The organism is Arthrobacter sp. AZCC_0090 (assembly GCF_014207375.1).
Lineage (GTDB): Bacteria > Actinomycetota > Actinomycetes > Actinomycetales > Micrococcaceae > Arthrobacter.
In genome coordinates, this window is sequence record NZ_JACHEE010000017.1 from 40,872 (window position 1) to 56,818 (window position 15,947).

General features: G+C 62.5%; 13 protein-coding genes and 2 tRNA genes. 10 read left to right on the top strand and 5 right to left on the bottom strand.

Annotation, left to right across the window (positions count from 1 at the left end):
• Window positions 1-79: 79 nt before the first annotated feature.
• A complete protein-coding gene (locus HNP00_RS21040; RefSeq protein WP_184741662.1) occupies window positions 80-559 on the bottom strand; it encodes an OsmC family protein in 480 nt (159 codons plus the stop codon).
• Between the two features lie 82 nt (window positions 560-641).
• Window positions 642-3,203: an aminopeptidase N gene (gene pepN / locus HNP00_RS21045; protein ID WP_260405101.1), complete on the bottom strand. Its 2,562-nt coding sequence runs from the start codon at window positions 3,201-3,203 to the stop codon at window positions 642-644.
• Between the two features lie 139 nt (window positions 3,204-3,342).
• Between pepN and HNP00_RS21050 the strand changes: the two genes are divergently transcribed.
• The 3 genes from HNP00_RS21050 to HNP00_RS21060 all read left to right on the top strand — a co-directional run bounded on the left by HNP00_RS21050 (window position 3,343) and on the right by HNP00_RS21060 (window position 5,884).
• On the top strand, window positions 3,343-4,344 hold the full coding sequence (locus HNP00_RS21050) for a hypothetical protein (protein ID WP_184741664.1): 1,002 nt from the start codon (window positions 3,343-3,345) through the stop codon (window positions 4,342-4,344).
• A 137-nt stretch (window positions 4,345-4,481) separates the two neighbouring features.
• Window positions 4,482-4,964 carry a ribose-5-phosphate isomerase gene (locus HNP00_RS21055; protein WP_184741665.1) on the top strand — a complete coding sequence of 161 codons (483 nt, stop codon included), beginning with the start codon at window positions 4,482-4,484 and terminating at the stop codon, window positions 4,962-4,964.
• Window positions 4,964-5,884: a DNA-formamidopyrimidine glycosylase family protein gene (locus tag HNP00_RS21060; protein ID WP_184741666.1), complete on the top strand. Its 921-nt coding sequence runs from the start codon at window positions 4,964-4,966 to the stop codon at window positions 5,882-5,884. The genes HNP00_RS21055 and HNP00_RS21060 overlap by 1 nt, the downstream gene beginning before the upstream one ends.
• A 190-nt stretch (window positions 5,885-6,074) precedes the next feature.
• On the opposite strand, the gene HNP00_RS21065 is transcribed toward HNP00_RS21060, so the two are convergent.
• A tRNA-Gly gene (locus HNP00_RS21065) sits at window positions 6,075-6,148 on the bottom strand.
• Between the two features lie 144 nt (window positions 6,149-6,292).
• Here HNP00_RS21065 and HNP00_RS21070 point away from each other — a divergent pair.
• The 6 genes from HNP00_RS21070 (at window position 6,293) to HNP00_RS21095 (ending at window position 11,525) form a co-directional block, all read left to right on the top strand.
• Window positions 6,293-6,367 (top strand) — tRNA-Pro (locus tag HNP00_RS21070).
• Between the two features lie 68 nt (window positions 6,368-6,435).
• Window positions 6,436-7,806, top strand: coding sequence for a trigger factor (tig, locus tag HNP00_RS21075; RefSeq protein WP_184741667.1), 1,371 nt, complete (start codon window positions 6,436-6,438; stop codon window positions 7,804-7,806).
• A gap of 244 nt (window positions 7,807-8,050) precedes the next feature.
• On the top strand, window positions 8,051-8,662 hold the full coding sequence (locus HNP00_RS21080) for an ATP-dependent Clp protease proteolytic subunit (RefSeq protein ID WP_184741695.1): 612 nt from the start codon (window positions 8,051-8,053) through the stop codon (window positions 8,660-8,662).
• Between the two features lie 36 nt (window positions 8,663-8,698).
• A complete protein-coding gene (locus HNP00_RS21085) occupies window positions 8,699-9,358 on the top strand; it encodes an ATP-dependent Clp protease proteolytic subunit (RefSeq protein ID WP_018777832.1) in 660 nt (219 codons plus the stop codon).
• 184 nt (window positions 9,359-9,542) lie between these two features.
• On the top strand, window positions 9,543-10,829 hold the full coding sequence (clpX, locus tag HNP00_RS21090; RefSeq protein WP_184741668.1) for an ATP-dependent Clp protease ATP-binding subunit ClpX: 1,287 nt from the start codon (window positions 9,543-9,545) through the stop codon (window positions 10,827-10,829).
• Window positions 10,830-10,955: 126 nt separating this feature from the next.
• On the top strand, window positions 10,956-11,525 hold the full coding sequence (locus HNP00_RS21095; protein WP_184741696.1) for a disulfide bond formation protein DsbA: 570 nt from the start codon (window positions 10,956-10,958) through the stop codon (window positions 11,523-11,525).
• Between the two features lie 55 nt (window positions 11,526-11,580).
• Here HNP00_RS21095 and HNP00_RS21100 read toward each other — a convergent pair whose 3' ends face one another.
• Together HNP00_RS21100 and valS are read right to left on the bottom strand one after the other, a co-directional pair.
• Complete coding sequence (locus HNP00_RS21100; RefSeq protein ID WP_184741669.1) at window positions 11,581-12,456, bottom strand: Fpg/Nei family DNA glycosylase; 876 nt, start codon at window positions 12,454-12,456, stop codon at window positions 11,581-11,583.
• Between the two features lie 400 nt (window positions 12,457-12,856).
• Window positions 12,857-15,478: a valine--tRNA ligase gene (gene valS / locus HNP00_RS21105; protein WP_184741670.1), complete on the bottom strand. Its 2,622-nt coding sequence runs from the start codon at window positions 15,476-15,478 to the stop codon at window positions 12,857-12,859.
• Window positions 15,479-15,553: 75 nt separating this feature from the next.
• Between valS and HNP00_RS21110 the strand changes: the two genes are divergently transcribed.
• Entirely contained in the window at window positions 15,554-15,931 is a 378-nt protein-coding gene (locus tag HNP00_RS21110; protein WP_184741671.1) for a DUF488 domain-containing protein, read from the top strand.
• Window positions 15,932-15,947 lie beyond the last annotated feature (16 nt).

Here is a 15,947-nt window from a genome sequence, read left to right on the forward strand (position 1 = left end):
GTCCACAGCCAACCCTATCGCCGTAGCGTGGCGGCATACGCATACTGATTCCGGGGCGCAGAGCCTTCTTGCCATCCGGCTAGCTGACCGCCGCCGTCGTGCTCGGCTCATGCAGAACCGGAAAGTTGACGCTCCGGGCGATGAAGCACACTTGGTTGGCCTCATGGTGCAATTCGTCCATCAGGGAGAGATGCGCGGGGTCGGCAACCGTGACCTGCGGCTTCAAAATGACGTTCTCGAACTGGCCGCTGCCATCGCGGTTGAGGCGCATCATCCCCTCGGCGTGGTCAACATAGTCCGTGACCACAACGCCGTGCTTGACCGCGACATGCAGGAAGGACAGCATGTGGCACTGGGACAGGGCGGCGAGCAGCAACTGTTCGGGGTTGTACCGGCTACGGTCGCCATGGAATGTCGGGTCCGAGGATCCCTTCAGGACGGGCAGCCCGGGGATCTCGACGTCGTGGTCCCGGGCATAGCCGCGGTAGGTGGAGGTCCCACTGCCCAGATTTCCGGTCCAGCGCACTGTCAGGGAGTAGTGGTGTTCGTCCAGGCTCATGCGGAAAGTCTAACGGCGGCACTCGGGGTCAGGCGTGCCATGCGGCCCCGGCTCCAGGAATACGGAACCGGGGCCTCGCGGTTTAGGCGTCTGCTGCGCGGGCCCTCAAGGCGCGGGCCACGCCGTCGCGGTTTTCGAGCATCATGCGCCGCAGCGCGCTGCTATCCGCCGGCAGCTCAGCCAGGAACTTGTCCGTGCGGTCCACGGTGGCCTGGGTGGTCAGCTGCGCGGGGTAAAGCCCGACGACGATCTGCTGGGCCAGCGCATGGGTGCGGTTGGCAACAATCTCCGGGACGGCCTCAAAGTACTTTTCGGCGTACGGTTCCAGCAGGGAGGTATCCAGCACGCGAGTGAAACCTGCGACGGCGGAGCTTTGGATGGCATTGGAAAGCTCGCCGGTCACAACGATCTTCTTCCACGCAGTGGCCTTGGCCTCCGGGGTGGGAAGGGCTGCCGTCGCCAAGGCTGCGGCGTTCTGGCCGTTGGCCGTGTGGTCGCGCTCAAGTTCGGCGTCGATCAGGTCCTGACCTTGCCGGCCGCCCACCACCAGTGAGGTGAGGAGTTCCCAGCGCAAGTCCTGGTCAACGGTCAGGCCATCCATAATGGTGCGGCCGTCCAGGAGCGCCTGGACGGTGTCCAGCTGGGAGCTGCTGGCGGCGAGAAGCGCGAACGACTTCACGAATTGGAGCTGGGCGTCCGATCCGGCAGCCGCAGTAGAGGAGAGTTCCCACAGCTTGTCCGCGGCAGACACTGTAGCGGCAACCTTGTGTTCTGCTGCGACGTAGTAGGTCAGTGTCGTGGCCAGCTGGCGCAGCTGGACCAGGGTCACGGAAGAATCGGTCTCGGACGCGATGTTCGCGAGAATCAGTTCGGCATAGCCGCGGGCCGAAGTCTCGCCGTCGCGCGCCGCATCCCATGCCGAGCCCCAAACCAAGGTGCGGGGCAGGCTACCGGCGAAGTCCTTCAGGTGGGCCTTCGCGGTGGCCAAGGAAGTGGGGTCGAGGCGGACCTTCGCGTAGGCGAGGTCGTCGTCGTTGAGCAGGACCAGGTCCGGACGTTCCAGCCCGGCAAGGGCGGGGACATCGGTCCGGGCGCCGTCGACGTCGAGCTCCTCCCTGTGGGTGCGCTCGAGCTTGCCATCGGAGGAGAGGTTGTAGAAACCTACGGCGAGGCGGTGTGGGCGCAGAGTGGGCTGTTCGTCGATAGCTGTCTGCAGGATCGAAAACGACGTGATCATACCGTCCGCATCGACCTCGAGCTCCGGGGCGAGCGTGTTAACGCCGGCGGTCTCAAGCCAGAGCTTGCCCCACTGGTCCAAGTCACGGCCACTGGCAGCTTCGAGTTCCTTCATGAGGTCTACCAATTCGGTGTTCTGCCAAGCATGCTTCTGGAAATACTCGCGGACGCCGGCCATGAATTGTTCCGGTCCTACCCAGGCAACCAACTGCCGCAGGACGGAAGCCCCCTTGGCATAGGTGATGCCATCGAAGTTGACCTCGACATCCTGGAGATCATTGATCTCGGCGAAAATCGGGTGCGTCGTGGGCAGTTGGTCCTGCCGGTACGCCCAGGATTTCTCCACCGAGGCAAAAGTGGTCCACGCCCGGTCGAATTCCGTGTTCTCGACGGCAGCCAAGTGGGACATGTACTCGGCAAAGGACTCGTTGAGCCAGAGGTCATTCCACCAGCGCATCGTGACGAGGTCGCCGAACCACATGTGCGCCAGCTCGTGCAGCACTGTGATGGCCCGGCGTTCGATCTGGGCGCCAGTGACCTTGCCCCGGAAGACGTATCCCTCGAGAATCGTCACCGCGCCTGCGTTTTCCATGGCGCCGGCGTTGAACTCGGGGACGAACAGTTGGTCGTACTTTTCGAAGGGGTAAGGGAAACCGAACTGGGCCTCGAAGAACTCAAAACCCTGGCGGGTCAGTTCAAAGATGTTATCGGCGTCCAAGTACTGCATGAGGGACTTGCGGGCGAAGACACCCAGGGGGATGGTCCGGCCATCTGAGCTGGTGACCTTGCTGCGGACCGCTTGGTACGGGCCCGCGATCAGGGCGGTGACGTAGGAGGAGATTCGGGGAGTGGGGGCGAAATGCCAGACCGAGCGAGCACCGCCGTCGTCCCCGGGGGTGGTTTCCACCTGTACGGGAGTGGGGGAGTTGGAAATGAGATCCCAGTGCGAAGGCGCAGTAACCGTGAACCTGAATGCCGCCTTCAGGTCCGGCTGCTCGAACACAGCGAACATACGGCGGGAATCGGGTACCTCGAACTGGGTGTACAGGTAGACCTCGTTGTCCACCGGGTCCACGAAACGGTGCAGGCCTTCACCAGTGTTCATGTAAGGGGCGTCGGCAACTACCTTGAGCTCGTTCTCGGCGGCGAGCCCGGGCAATTGGATGCGCTCGCCGTCGGACACAACTGCGGGATCCAACTCGGTGCCGTTCAGCGTCACGCTGTGGACGGTTTCCGTGATCGCGTCGATAAAGCTCGAGGAACCTTCGACGGCGGAGAACTTCACTACCGTGGTGGAGCCGAAGACCGTGGCGCCCTTCGTCAAGTCGAGCGTGACGTCATACGAGGTCACGGTGAGCAGTTCTGCGCGCTGCCCGGCTTCGGCGCGCGTCAGGTTCAGGCCTGGCAAGGTGGTGCCTCCAAGAAGGGGTTGCAGGAAGCCGGCTGACTTCAGCCAACGCCGGCGCTGTGAAGTCATTCTTTCATTTGAACGCGGCTTGGCAAGGACGCTGGATTACAGTGTCGCTGGCCGGGGGTAGCGTTGGAACATGGGAAAGATGCGCGACTCGTTGGACCTCCGGGCTCTCCGCTTTGCAGTGGCATTTCCGCTGCTGCTCGCCGCCGCATTCGCCGTGTGCGCGCTCATGTTGCGCAACAACCTTCCCGAGCCCGTCGCCATTGCGTGGAACGCCGACGGCGGAAGCAGCTTTGCGCCGTTCGCCGCCTACATGTTCGGAGGAACCGGCCTCATGGTCCTGACAGGGTGGTTGGTCTTCATCCAAGCCGTACCCCTTGCCAGGCCAGTGATCATGCGTCGGTTCATGATGGGCTTGGGTCTCATGGTGACGCTCTTCATCACCGCCGTGCTAGCCGCCGGACTCGTGGGACAAACGGGCCTCGCCGATGCCCGCAACTCCCACGTTGACGCCACCGTCCTCGCGCTCGGTGCCGGTGCGGCCCTGCCCCTGGGCGTGGTCATGATGATGGTTTTCAAGCCTGATCCACGCTGGACGCCGGAGGATGACGCCGCCCTCGAAGCCGAAGTAACCCTGAAGGAAGACCCCGGCCTGGCGGAAGATTCCATGTTGCTGTGGGTTCACGCGAGAAGCTCGGTGTTCGTCATGATCTGCGTGGCCACTCTATTTCCTGCCCTGTTGATCGCGATTGCGCTCCCGTGGCTGGGCGCGTTGCTCGCGGCGGCCGCAGTCATCGGAGCGTGTTTCCTCTTCGTTCGGGTGCGTGCTGACCGGGGAGGAGTGCAGGTCTTCGTTGCCGGCGTCCTAAAGGTCTTGACCGTGCCCGCCGTGGACATCGCCGGAGCGGCCGCACAAGAAGTCAGGGCCGCTGACTTTGGCGGCTGGGGACTCCGGCACCACGCCGGAGCCACCGCCATCCTCGTGAGTAGCGGGCCCGCCGTCGTCGTCCGCCAGGTCAGTGGCCGCAGGGTCGCGTTCAGCGCCGGGAGCTCCGCCACGGCGGACAGGCTCGCGGGAATCCTGAACCGCGTCGCGGCCCGTGCGCAGCGTGGAGAGCAGCCTCCTGCTCCCTGAGGGCACGAAGTTTGCCGCGTCTGCCGGTTTCGTCTTAAGACGTGAGCAACGGTCCGATCCTAGTAATCTAGGAACCGCATCCCTTACCGCCGCGCCCGGCCTCGCCGCGTTCGCGTGCCAGACTGAATGGACTTCCTGTGACCACACCCCGCGTCCACATCGCTACTGACCACGCCGGCATGGAGCTCAGCGCCCACCTGGTAAGCCACTTGACGGCCAAAGGCTACGACGTGGTTGACCACGGTCCCAAGGTGTACGACGCCCTCGATGACTACCCTTCGTTCTGCATCAACGCGGCCGCTGCCGTTGTGGCCGACCAGCGCGCCGGCATCCATGCTTTGGGCATTGTCCTGGGCGGATCCGGTAACGGTGAACAAATTGCCGCAAACAAGGTCAAAGGCGTCAGGGCCGCGCTGGCCTGGAACCTTTCCACCGCGAAACTGGCGCGCGAGCACAACGACGCCAACGTGATCGCCGTCGGCGGCCGCCAGCACACAGTCGATGAAGCCACCGAACTGATTGAGGCCTTCCTGCAGGAACCCTTCAGCAACGACGAACGCCACGTGCGCCGCATCGGAAAAATCGCCGCCTACGAGACGACCGGCGAAATCGTCGAATAGTGCCTGAGGGGCATTCAATCCATCGCCTGGCGCGTCAGTTCCAGGATGTCTTTGCCGGTCAAACACTGGAACTGTCCAGCCCGCAGGGCCGTTTCACGGCGGGTGCCGCGCTTCTGGACGGCCACAAGCTGCAGGAAGCGAGAGCACACGGTAAGCAGCTCTTCCTCCGTTTTGACCATGGCGTGATTCTGCATGTCCATCTGGGTCTCTATGGTGCATGGAACTTTGGCGGCGACGAGTCTTTCCGCGGGGCGTCGAGCATCGGGGCGCCTCGGCGAATCGGCGAGCGGGAGAGCTATTCACAAGGCACAGAGCAGGAGGCGGGACCCGATGCGGCGGATGTGGAAAGTGGCTACGCGGGGCCGCCCGAACCGGTGGGGGCTGTCCGCGTTCGCCTTGTCTCGGCCAACGGCTGGGCGGACCTGCGGGGCGCCACCACGTGTGCGGCGATCACCGAGGCCGAGGCGGCAGCTGTCCTGGCACGGCTCGGTCCCGATCCCCTCCACAACCTCCCGGGCGACCGGGACGAGTTCATTCGGCGGCTGCGGCGCCGCAAGACGGCCGTGGGGCTCCTCCTGATGGACCAGTCCGTTGTGGCCGGAATCGGGAACATCTATCGGGCGGAGGTGCTGTTCCGGCAGAGCGTTGATCCGTGGACTACGGGCGGCGCCTTGGACGCCGAAACTGCTGGACTTCTGTGGGATGACACCGTGGCCGCCATGAACGACGGCGTCCGGGACGGGCGGATTGTTACGACCCCAACGGCTTTGTGGACCGGCGGGAACGCAGGAGCGCTCGACGGCGAGGCGCACTTTGTCTACAAACGCCAGGGCCAGCCGTGCCGGCGATGCGGCGAAGCAGTGGGGATGGCTGAAATCGGTGCGCGCAAGCTCTATTGGTGCCCTGGCTGCCAGGACTAGGCAAAACGCGTGGCGCTGTCGGCGCCTAGTGCCTCCCGTCCTTACCCTTTTTGAACCGGAACACGCTCTCTCAATGGTGTGTCGTCGGCGTGTTGAGGGAGAATCCCCTTCAAAGAAGGTCAGGAAGGGAAAGGCACGCTCAACCTGCTTAAATGCGAAGAGCCCCTCAATGAGGGGCCCTTCCGTTCTTTGGAGGGGACGACGGGAATCGAACCCGCGTAATCAGTTTGGAAGACTGAGGCTTTACCATTAAGCTACGTCCCCGGGCGAGACTGCATGCACCCTTGGAGGTGTTCCGCGCATCTTTCCGGCGGCTGTTGAAGCCGGATATAACTAAACCTAATTCAGGGGCCAAGTGTCAAATGTGCATTCTCCGGCGCTATGCCCGTAGACTGTCCTGTGCATTCACGGGGTGTAGCTCAGCTTGGCTAGAGCGCCTGCTTTGGGAGCAGGAAGTCGCAGGTTCAAATCCTGTCACCCCGACTCTGTGTGCCTGTCCCGATCCGGGACGCGGCAGAACCCCATCCCACAAAACCAGGAGTACTTAGACTGTGAAGAGCGCTGTCGAGAACCTCACCGCCACGCGGGTCAAGCTCAACGTTGAGGTTCCCTTTGAGGAACTGAAGCCGAGCATCGATGCCGCTTACAAGACCGTTGCTTCGCAGATCCAGGTTCCCGGGTTCCGCAAGGGCAAGGTTCCCTCCAAGCTGGTCGACCAGCGCGTCGGCCGTGGTTACGTCTTGGAGACCGCCATCAACGATGGCCTCAATGGCTGGTACCAGGCTGCTGTCCAGGAAACTGGCCTCCGCCCCCTGAGCCGTCCCGAGGTTGAGATCACCGAGGTTCCGGACCCCTCCGCAACCGACGGTGAGCTGAAGTTCCAGGTTGAGATCGATGTCCGCCCCGAGGTTGAACTGCCCGACTACGCCGGCATCAAGATCGAGGTTGCTGCTGCAGAGTCCTCCGACGAGGACGTCGACAAGGCCCTGGATGAACTCCGTGGCCGCTTCGGCACCCTGAAGTCGGTTGACCGCCCTGCTGCCGATGGTGACTTCCTGACCATCGACATCACCGCCACGATCGACGGCGCAGAGATTGACTCCGCTACCGGGCTGTCCTACCAGGTTGGCGCCGGCACCATGCTCGAAGGCCTGGACGAGGCCGTCACCGGCCTGTCTGCCGATGAAGAAGCAATCTTCGACACCACGCTTGTTGGCGGCGAGCACGCCGGCGAGGCCGCCCAGGTCAAGGTTGTTGTCAAGACCGTCAAGGAGCGCGAGCTTCCTGACGCAAACGACGACTTCGCCCAGTTGGCATCCGAGTTCGACACTCTCGCTGAACTGCGTGAAGACCTTGCCAAGCAGGCTGCTGAGTCCAAGGTGGTCGGCCAGGGCGTCGAAGCCCGCGACAAGGTCCTGGACAAGCTGGTCGAGCTCATCGAGGTCCCGGTTCCGGACTCCGTGGTCGAAGAGCAGCTCGAAGCGCACTTCAACCCGGAGAACGCCCACGGTGAAGGCGAGCACGACACCGAGGAACACCGCGCGGAGGTCAAGGCCAACACCGCCCGCGCTTTCCAGAACGAGATCATCCTTGACGCTATTGCCGACAAGGAAGAAGTGAACGTCAGCCAGAACGAACTGATCGATTACATCGTCTCCACGGCAAGCCAGTACGGCATGGACCCGAACCAGTTCGCCCAGATCATCGATCAGAGCGGCCAGGTTCCCATGATGGTTTCCGAGGTCCGCCGCCGCAAGGCCCTCGCAGTTGTGCTGGGTCAGGCCGAGGTTGTCGACTCCGAAGGCAACAAGGTTGACCTCAGCGACTTCGTGCGCCCCGCCGGTGAAGAGACCGTCAGCGTCGAAGAAGCCGAAGAAGCAGCCGTCGTTCCGAGCGATGACCCTGCCGCAGTGAAGTTCTAGTTTTGCCTCTTGCCGCCCCCGGATCCTTCGATCCGGGGGCGGCTTGGTTTAAGCCGCGCCAGCGCCGAAAAGCCGGACGCTCCCCAATCGTGCGCCGTCAGCGAACAGCGCGATTTGGGAGAACAAATCGCCATCGAAAACGGTTAGTGTCCAAGTAGTGAAGATCAGGGATGGCAAGTTCAGCAATGGCCCTGTCACCAGCGAGAGGTAAGTACTTATGTCACAGCACGCAGAGGCACCCAGGATGGCCACCGTCGATCCCGCGGCCCAGGACAACTACATCTACAACCGCCTGCTGAAAGAGCGCATCATCTGGCTCGGATCTGAAGTCCGTGACGAGAACGCCAACGCGATCTGCTCCCAGCTCCTCCTCCTCTCGGCTGAAGACCCGGAGAAGGACATCTACCTTTACATCAACTCTCCTGGTGGTTCCGTGACTGCCGGCATGGCCATTTACGACACCATGCAGTTCATCCCGAACGACGTCGTGACGGTCGCCACCGGACTCGCGGCCTCCATGGGACAGTTCCTTCTTTCCTCGGGCACCAAGGGCAAGCGTTACGCCACGCCCAACGCCCGCATCCTCATGCACCAGCCTTCCGGCGGCATCGGTGGCACGGCGTCGGACATCAAGATCCAGGCCGAGCTGATCCTTCACATGAAGAAGGTCATGGCCGAGCTGACCGCTGAACAGACCGGGCAGACTGTCGAGACCATCCTCAAGGACAACGACCGGGACAAGTGGTTCACCGCCACTGAGGCCCTTGCATACGGCTTCTTCGACAAGATCTCAGCCCACGCTGGATCGGTCGCTGGCGGGGGCGGAACGGCCAACTCCTCGAATTCCGAGAAGTAACCGGCACACGAAACATTCAGATCAGGAGCAATGAACATGAATTACAACTTTGGATGGTCTGCCGGTAATCTCCCGTCCAGCCGCTATGTCCTCCCGCAGTTCGAGGAGCGCACCCCTTACGGCTTCAAGCGCCAGGACCCGTACACGAAGCTGTTCGAGGACCGCATCATCTTCCTCGGCGTACAGGTTGACGACGCTTCCGCCGACGACATCATGGCCCAGCTGTTGGTGCTCGAGTCTACGGATCCGGATCGGGACATCACCCTGTACATCAACTCCCCGGGTGGCTCATTCACAGCCATGACTGCCATCTACGACACCATGCAGTACATCCGTCCCGAGATCCAGACTGTTTGCCTGGGCCAGGCGGCCAGCGCCGCAGCCGTGCTGCTCGCTGCCGGTACTCCCGGCAAGCGGCTCGCACTGCCGAACGCCCGCGTCCTGATCCACCAGCCGGCGCTGTCCGGCGGCCAGGGCGGACAAGCCTCGGACCTCGAGATCCAGGCGGCCGAAGTCATGCGCATGCGCACCTGGCTTGAGGACACGCTGGCCCACCACTCCGGCCGTACCTCTGAGCAGGTCAACAATGACATCGAACGCGACAAGATCCTCACCGCCGCTGAAGCGATGAACTACGGATTGATCGACCAGGTGCTCGATTCCCGCAAGATCAAGCCCCAGGCGATCGCCAGGTAACTGGCCAAAACTCGACGCCGGTGCGGTTCAGGAAATATGGACCGCATCGGCGTTCTGTTTCAACCCAAGCAGCCCATTGTGTCCTACAGTGGAAGTTGTCATGGTGGCGCCCCCGCTGCGATCTCGCGAAATTGGCGGATAGGTACGGGGCTGCACCACCCGCATGAAACGAAGGGATTCCCACATGGCTCGGATTGGCGAGAGCACGGATCTGCTGAAGTGTTCTTTCTGCGGAAAGAGCCAGAAGCAGGTTCGGAAGCTGATTGCCGGGCCCGGCGTGTACATCTGCGACGAGTGCATCGAACTCTGCAACGAGATCATCGAAGAGGAACTCGCTGAAGTGTCGGATCTGGGCAGCTTCGAGTTGCCCAAGCCGCGGGAAATCTTCGATTTCCTCCAGGAGTACGTCATTGGCCAGGAGCCGGCGAAACGCTCCCTCGCCGTCGCGGTCTACAACCACTACAAGCGCATCCAGGCAGGTCACGCACCAAAGACCGGCCTTGGCGAAGGTGGACACCACGAGGACGTGGAGATCGCCAAGTCCAATATCCTGTTGATTGGCCCCACCGGTTGCGGCAAGACCTACCTCGCACAAACCCTGGCCCGCCGCTTGAACGTCCCCTTCGCCGTCGCGGACGCCACCGCGCTTACGGAGGCCGGATACGTGGGCGAGGACGTCGAAAACATCTTGCTGAAGCTCATCCAAGCCGCTGACTACGACGTCAAAAAGGCCGAGCAAGGCATCATCTACATCGACGAGATCGACAAGATCTCGCGCAAGAGTGAGAACCCGTCCATCACCCGCGACGTCTCTGGCGAAGGCGTGCAGCAGGCACTCCTGAAGATCCTCGAAGGCACGGTGGCCTCGGTTCCGCCGCAGGGTGGTCGTAAACACCCGCATCAGGAATTCATCCAGATCGACACCACCAATGTGCTGTTCATTGTGGCCGGTGCCTTTGCCGGACTTGAGGACATCATCGGATCGCGGTCCGGTCGCAAGGGCATTGGTTTCGGGGCCCCGCTCAACGAGGTCAAGGACAACGCAGACAGCTACGGCGAGGTGATGCCGGAGGACCTGCTCAAGTTCGGGCTTATTCCTGAATTCATTGGACGCCTGCCGGTGATCACCACCGTGTCCAACCTTGACCGTTCCGCGCTCATCCAGATTCTCTCCAAGCCCAAGAACGCCTTGATCAAGCAGTACCAGAAGATGTTCCAGCTGGACGGCGTCGAGCTTTTGTTCGACGACGACGCCCTTGACTCGATTGCGGACCAAGCCCTTGAACGTGGCACCGGAGCGCGCGGACTGCGTGCCATCATGGAGGAAGTGCTGCTGCCGGTCATGTTCGACCTGCCCAGCAGGGACGACATCGCCAGCGTCGTCATCACTGCCGACGCCGTGAACAAGAAGGGCCAGCCCACCATGATCGCGCACGAGGTCGTGGCGAAGCGGCGGAATAAGTCGGCCTAGCCCAAGGTTGGCATAGTCGGTGCCGGACGCACATTCTTCCGGCTAGCCGCGCCCCCGTACGTCCTATCCGAGGAGTTCACTGTGCCCGAGCAGACCGCAAACAAGGTTGATTTCTGGTTCGACCCCATGTGCCCTTTTGCCTGGGTGACATCGCGCTGGATTGGCGAAGTGGAAGACGTGCGTGGCATCGAGACCAATTGGAACGTCATGAGCCTGTCTGTTCTCAACGAGGGCCGCGAACTGCCGGCCGAGTACGCCGAGAAGATGGAGCTTGGCTGGGGACCCGTGCGTGTCATCATTGCCGCCCGCGAGCTGCACGGAACCAAGTACATCAAGCCGCTGTACGACGCGATGGGTTCCCTCATCCACCACGAAGGCATCAAGGATTTCGCCGAGGTCATCTCCAAGGCACTGGCTGAAACCGGCCTGCCCGCCGAGTTGGCCCGCTTTGCCGATTCTGAAGAATACGATGTGCAGCTGCGTGCCAGCCACGAATCCGGCATCTCCTTGGTGGGCCAGGACGTGGGGACTCCGGTGGTCGCGGTCAACGGCACTGCGTTCTTCGGCCCGGTCCTGACCCGCGTTCCCCGTGGAGAAGAAGCTGGCCGTATCTGGGATGCCACGGTCACGTTGGCCGGCTACCCGCACTTCTTCGAGCTGAAGCGCAGCCGGACCGAAAGCCCCGAATTCAACTAGGCCCGATTCGGGCTCGTGGTTGAGCTGCTGGCGGTTGACGCGACCGCTGGCACGGCTATTTCAGGAAGCGCGACGTTCTGCGGTCCGCCAGGATCTTTCCGTTTGTTTGGCAGCCCGGGCAATACTGCAATGCGGTGTCGGCAAAGGACACTTCGCGGATCGTGGACCCGCACACCGGGCATGACTGGCCCGCCCTGCCATGTACCCTCATGGTGCTCCGCTTCGCGTCCTTGAGTTCGTTGGAGGCTTTCCCGGTTGCGGCGGCAACAGCCGCCCCCAGGACGCTTTCGATGGCCTCATAAAGGACCTGCGTGGTATTCCTGTCCAGCGACTTGGCGATCGCGAACGGTGAAATTCTGGCGGCGTGGAGGATTTCGTCGCTATAGGCGTTGCCGATGCCAGCGATGATGCTCTGGCTCCTGAGCAGTCCCTTGATCTGGTGTGAGCTTGTGGCCAGGATCCCGGTCAAGGTTTCCACGGTGAATTCCGGGCTTAGCGGGTCCGGACCCAGCGTTGCGATGCCCGGAACGTCCATGGGGCTTCGCACCACGTACACGGCCAGGCTTTTCTTCGTTCCCGCCTCCGTCAAATCCACGCCGACGTGCGTTGAACCATCGCTCTTGGTGAAGCTGAGCCTGGCGGCAATATTGCTGCCGCCCATCCGTAGCTGGGTCTGCGACGGCTGCTCGGTGTACCGCAGCCACCCGGCCTTGGCGAGGTGGAAAATGAAATGGATCCCCCCGACGTCGAGGCTGACGAACTTGCCGAAGCGCTCCACCCGGAGGACTTTCCGACCCTCCAGGGATGAATACGGTGGATCGGCGGTCTTGAGCACTGCAAAAGAGGTGATCTGGATCTTCGTCAGTTCGGCACCGAGAAGATTCCTGCCCAGGAAGGCGGCTAGCCCGGCCACTTCGGGAAGTTCTGGCATAGCAACACTGTGCCACAAGCATCCAGCCGCCAGAACCCCGCAGGCCAGTCACGAAGTCCCGGAATTACATGCCAGTAGTTCCTGCAGAGGGGTTGTGCTGACCGGGAAGCGGGTCAAGAATAGAACTTACCCACTTCGAAAGAAGAGGGACACGGAAACCAAAGATTCAGTGATATGTATCTGACGCAGCCTTCGGCAAAGTTGGATACAAGCTACCAGTGACGAGGTAGGAAGACCTGAAAGTCTGAGGATTCCGCCAGACTGTCAAGACGTCACCGGACAGCCGAAAAGTCGAAGCCCCACCAACGGCTAAACGCTGATGGGGCTTCCCCTTTGCCCGGAACTCCCGGACCGACCCGGAAACTCCCGGACCGACCCGGAAACTCCCGGACCTTCGAAATTAGGCCTGCGCGGGCTCTTCGGCAGGTGCCAGGACCACGTCACTCACCGTGAGTTCGCCCTCAGCGGCCACCAGTGAAATCTCCTGTGCGTTGGCCGCGGCCTTCAGGTCTCCCAATCCGGCTTCCAGCTGGGCAACAAACGACTCGGTAGCCGTGATGGTTGCGGAGAGAACTTCGGTGCGCTGCTTGACCTTTGCCTCAGACTTCGCCTTGCGGATGCCGCTCAGCGCGATGCCGACGGTGCCCAGCATGGTGGTGTCGCCGTCGACGATTTCCACGGCTGCAGGCCACGCCGCGCGGTGAACTGAACCCGTGCGCCACCAGCTCCAGACCTCTTCGGTGGCGAAGGGCAGGAACGGCGCGAACAGGCGCAACAACGAATCCAGCGTGGTGGCAAGGGCAGCAAGGACGGACGCCTGCTCGGTCTCGCCGGCAGCACCGTACGCGCGGTCCTTGATGAGCTCCACGTAGTCGTCCGTGAACTGCCAAAAGAACGATTCCGTGATCTGCAGGGCACGGGCGTAGTCGTAGTTGTCGAACGCCTTGGTGGACTGGGCCACGACGTCGGCCAACTGGGCGAGCAGTGCACGGTCCAGGGGGTTGCTCAGGACGGAAAGGTCCGCGCCGACAACGGAGTTCTCCGTAGCGCCCAGGTTCAACACGAACTTGGAGGCGTTGAGCAGCTTGATGGCCAGGCGGCGCCCGATCTTCATCTGGGCGATCTCGTAGGCGGTATCAGCACCGAGCTTGGCGGACGCGGCCCAGTAACGGACGGCGTCGGAGCCGAATTCGTTAAGGACGTCGGTGGGAACAACCACGTTGCCCTTGGACTTGGACATTTTCTTGCGGTCCGGGTCCAGGATCCAGCCCGAGATGGCTGCGTGCTTCCACGGCGCGCTGTTCTGGAGGGCGTCTGCCCGGACAGCGGAGGAGAAGAGCCAGGTGCGGATGATGTCGTGGCCCTGCGGACGGAGGTCGAAGGGGTAGACCTTGCCGAACAGTGCCTCGTCACGGCTCCAGCCGCCCACGATCTGCGGGGTCAGTGAAGACGTCGCCCAGGTGTCCAGGACGTCGGCGTCTCCAATGAAGCCGTTGGGCTGCTCGCGCTGGGATTCGTCGAAGCCAGGGGCCGCGTCCGCGGCGGGGTCCACGGGCAAGGACTCGTCGGATGGGAGAATCGGGTTCTCGTAGTCCGGGTTGCCCTGGGCATCAAGCGGGTACCAGACGGGGATCGGCACGCCGAAGAAGCGCTGGCGAGAAACGAGCCAGTCACCGTTCAGGCCGGAGATCCAGTTCTCGTAACGCGAGCGCATGAAGGATGGGTGGAACTCGATTTCGTGTCCGCGTGCGATCAATCGTTCGCGGCGGCCCTCGTCCCGCCCGCCATTGCGGATGTACCACTGGCGCGACGTGACGACTTCAAGGGGCTTGTCGCCCTTCTCGAAGAAATTCACCGGGTGGGTAATCTTCTTTGGCTCGCCATCCAGCAGATCGGCGGCAGCGAGAAGCTCAACCACGGCTTCCTTGGCCGAGAACGCCGTCTTGCCGGCAATCGCGGCGTAGGCTTCCTTGCCGGCGTCGGTGGTGATCCACTCAGGTGTCTCGGCGATGATTCGGCCGTCGCGGCCCATGATGGCGCGCGTGGGCAGCTGCAGCTCGCGCCACCAGGTGACATCAGTCAAGTCGCCGAAAGTACAGACCATGGCGATGCCGGAGCCCTTGTCCGCCTTGGCGAGCGGGTGGGCCTTGACCTCAAGCTCGACGTCGAACAGGGGAGACGTCACTGTCTTGCCGAACAGCGGCTGGTAGCGCTCGTCGTCGGGGTTTGCCACCAAGGCCGCGCACGCAGCGAGCAGCTCCGGGCGCGTTGTCTCGATGTAGATCTTCTCGCCGTCGGCAGTGAAGAAGGGGTAGCGGTAGTACGCACCGGCAACCTCGCGGTCCTCCAGTTCGGCCTGCGCGACGGCGGTACGGAACGTCACGTCCCACAGCGTGGGAGCCTCGGCCATGTAGGCGTCGCCGGCGTTCAGGTTCGCGAGGAAGGCGCGCTGGGACACCGCACGGGAAGTGTCATCGATAGTGCGGTACGTGAGGTCCCAGTCAACGGAGAGGCCGAGGGTCTGGAACAGGTTCTCGAAGACCTTCTCGTCCTCCACGGCGAGTTCCTCGCAGAGTTCGATGAAGTTTTGGCGGGAGACGACGTCGAAGTCCCGCTGGTTCTTCGCAGGTTCCGCCGGCGGTCGGTAGCCGGCGTTGTACGGAATGGCGGGATCGCAGCGGACACCGTAGTAGTTCTGGACGCGGCGCTCGGTAGGCAGGCCGTTGTCGTCCCAGCCCATCGGGTAGAAGACGTTCTTGCCGGTCATGCGCATGTAGCGGGCCTGGACGTCCGTCTGCGTGAACGAGAACATGTGGCCCACGTGGAGCGAACCCGAGGCGGTAGGCGGGGGAGTATCGATCGAGTAGACCTGCTCCCGGGTGGTGTCCGGGTTGAACTTGTAGGTTCCTTCATCCAGCCAGCGCTGCGTCAGGGCAGCCTCGAGGCCTTCAAGGGCCGGCTTGTCGGGAACGTTGATGGGGGCGGTGGCGGGCGTGTCTGTACCCTGCGTTGATTCAGCCATGGGCCAATTGTTTCATCTTCTTGCACAGGTTCTTGCACAGGTTCTTGCACAGGTTCTTGCACTAGCGTGCACTCCATGGCGGATCTCAGGGACGTTTTGGTGATCAAGCGCATCTATGACGAGGCAGCCGACGACGACGGCTACCGGATTCTGGTGGACCGGCTCTGGCCGCGAGGGGTATCCAAAGAACGCGCCCGTTTGGATCTCTGGCTGAAGGAGATCGCGCCCTCGCCTCCGCTGCGCACCGAGTTTGCCCATATGCGGGAGCGATTCGAGGACTTCCGCCGCTCGTACCAAGCCGAACTGGAACGGAACCCCGCCGTGGAGCAGTTGCTGGAGTTGGCGGCAGGCAAGAAGCGTGTGACGCTCCTTTACGGAGCCAGGGACCCAGAGATCAACCATGCCCGCGTGTTGCTGGAATTCTTGCTGGGCGCCGGGTCGGCTGATAAATGACGCCGAAGCATCCGCG

Coding starts and splice junctions, on each gene's coding strand:
- HNP00_RS21040 (WP_184741662.1), bottom strand. CDS start 559: ATGAGCCTGGACGAACACCACTACTCCCTGACAGTGCGCTGGACCGGA.
- HNP00_RS21050 (WP_184741664.1), top strand. CDS start 3,343: ATGGGAAAGATGCGCGACTCGTTGGACCTCCGGGCTCTCCGCTTTGCA.
- HNP00_RS21080 (WP_184741695.1), top strand. CDS start 8,051: ATGGCCACCGTCGATCCCGCGGCCCAGGACAACTACATCTACAACCGC.
- HNP00_RS21085 (WP_018777832.1), top strand. CDS start 8,699: ATGAATTACAACTTTGGATGGTCTGCCGGTAATCTCCCGTCCAGCCGC.
- clpX (WP_184741668.1), top strand. CDS start 9,543: ATGGCTCGGATTGGCGAGAGCACGGATCTGCTGAAGTGTTCTTTCTGC.
- HNP00_RS21095 (WP_184741696.1), top strand. CDS start 10,956: ATGTGCCCTTTTGCCTGGGTGACATCGCGCTGGATTGGCGAAGTGGAA.
- HNP00_RS21100 (WP_184741669.1), bottom strand. CDS start 12,456: ATGCCAGAACTTCCCGAAGTGGCCGGGCTAGCCGCCTTCCTGGGCAGG.
- valS (WP_184741670.1), bottom strand. CDS start 15,478: ATGGCTGAATCAACGCAGGGTACAGACACGCCCGCCACCGCCCCCATC.
- HNP00_RS21110 (WP_184741671.1), top strand. CDS start 15,554: ATGGCGGATCTCAGGGACGTTTTGGTGATCAAGCGCATCTATGACGAG.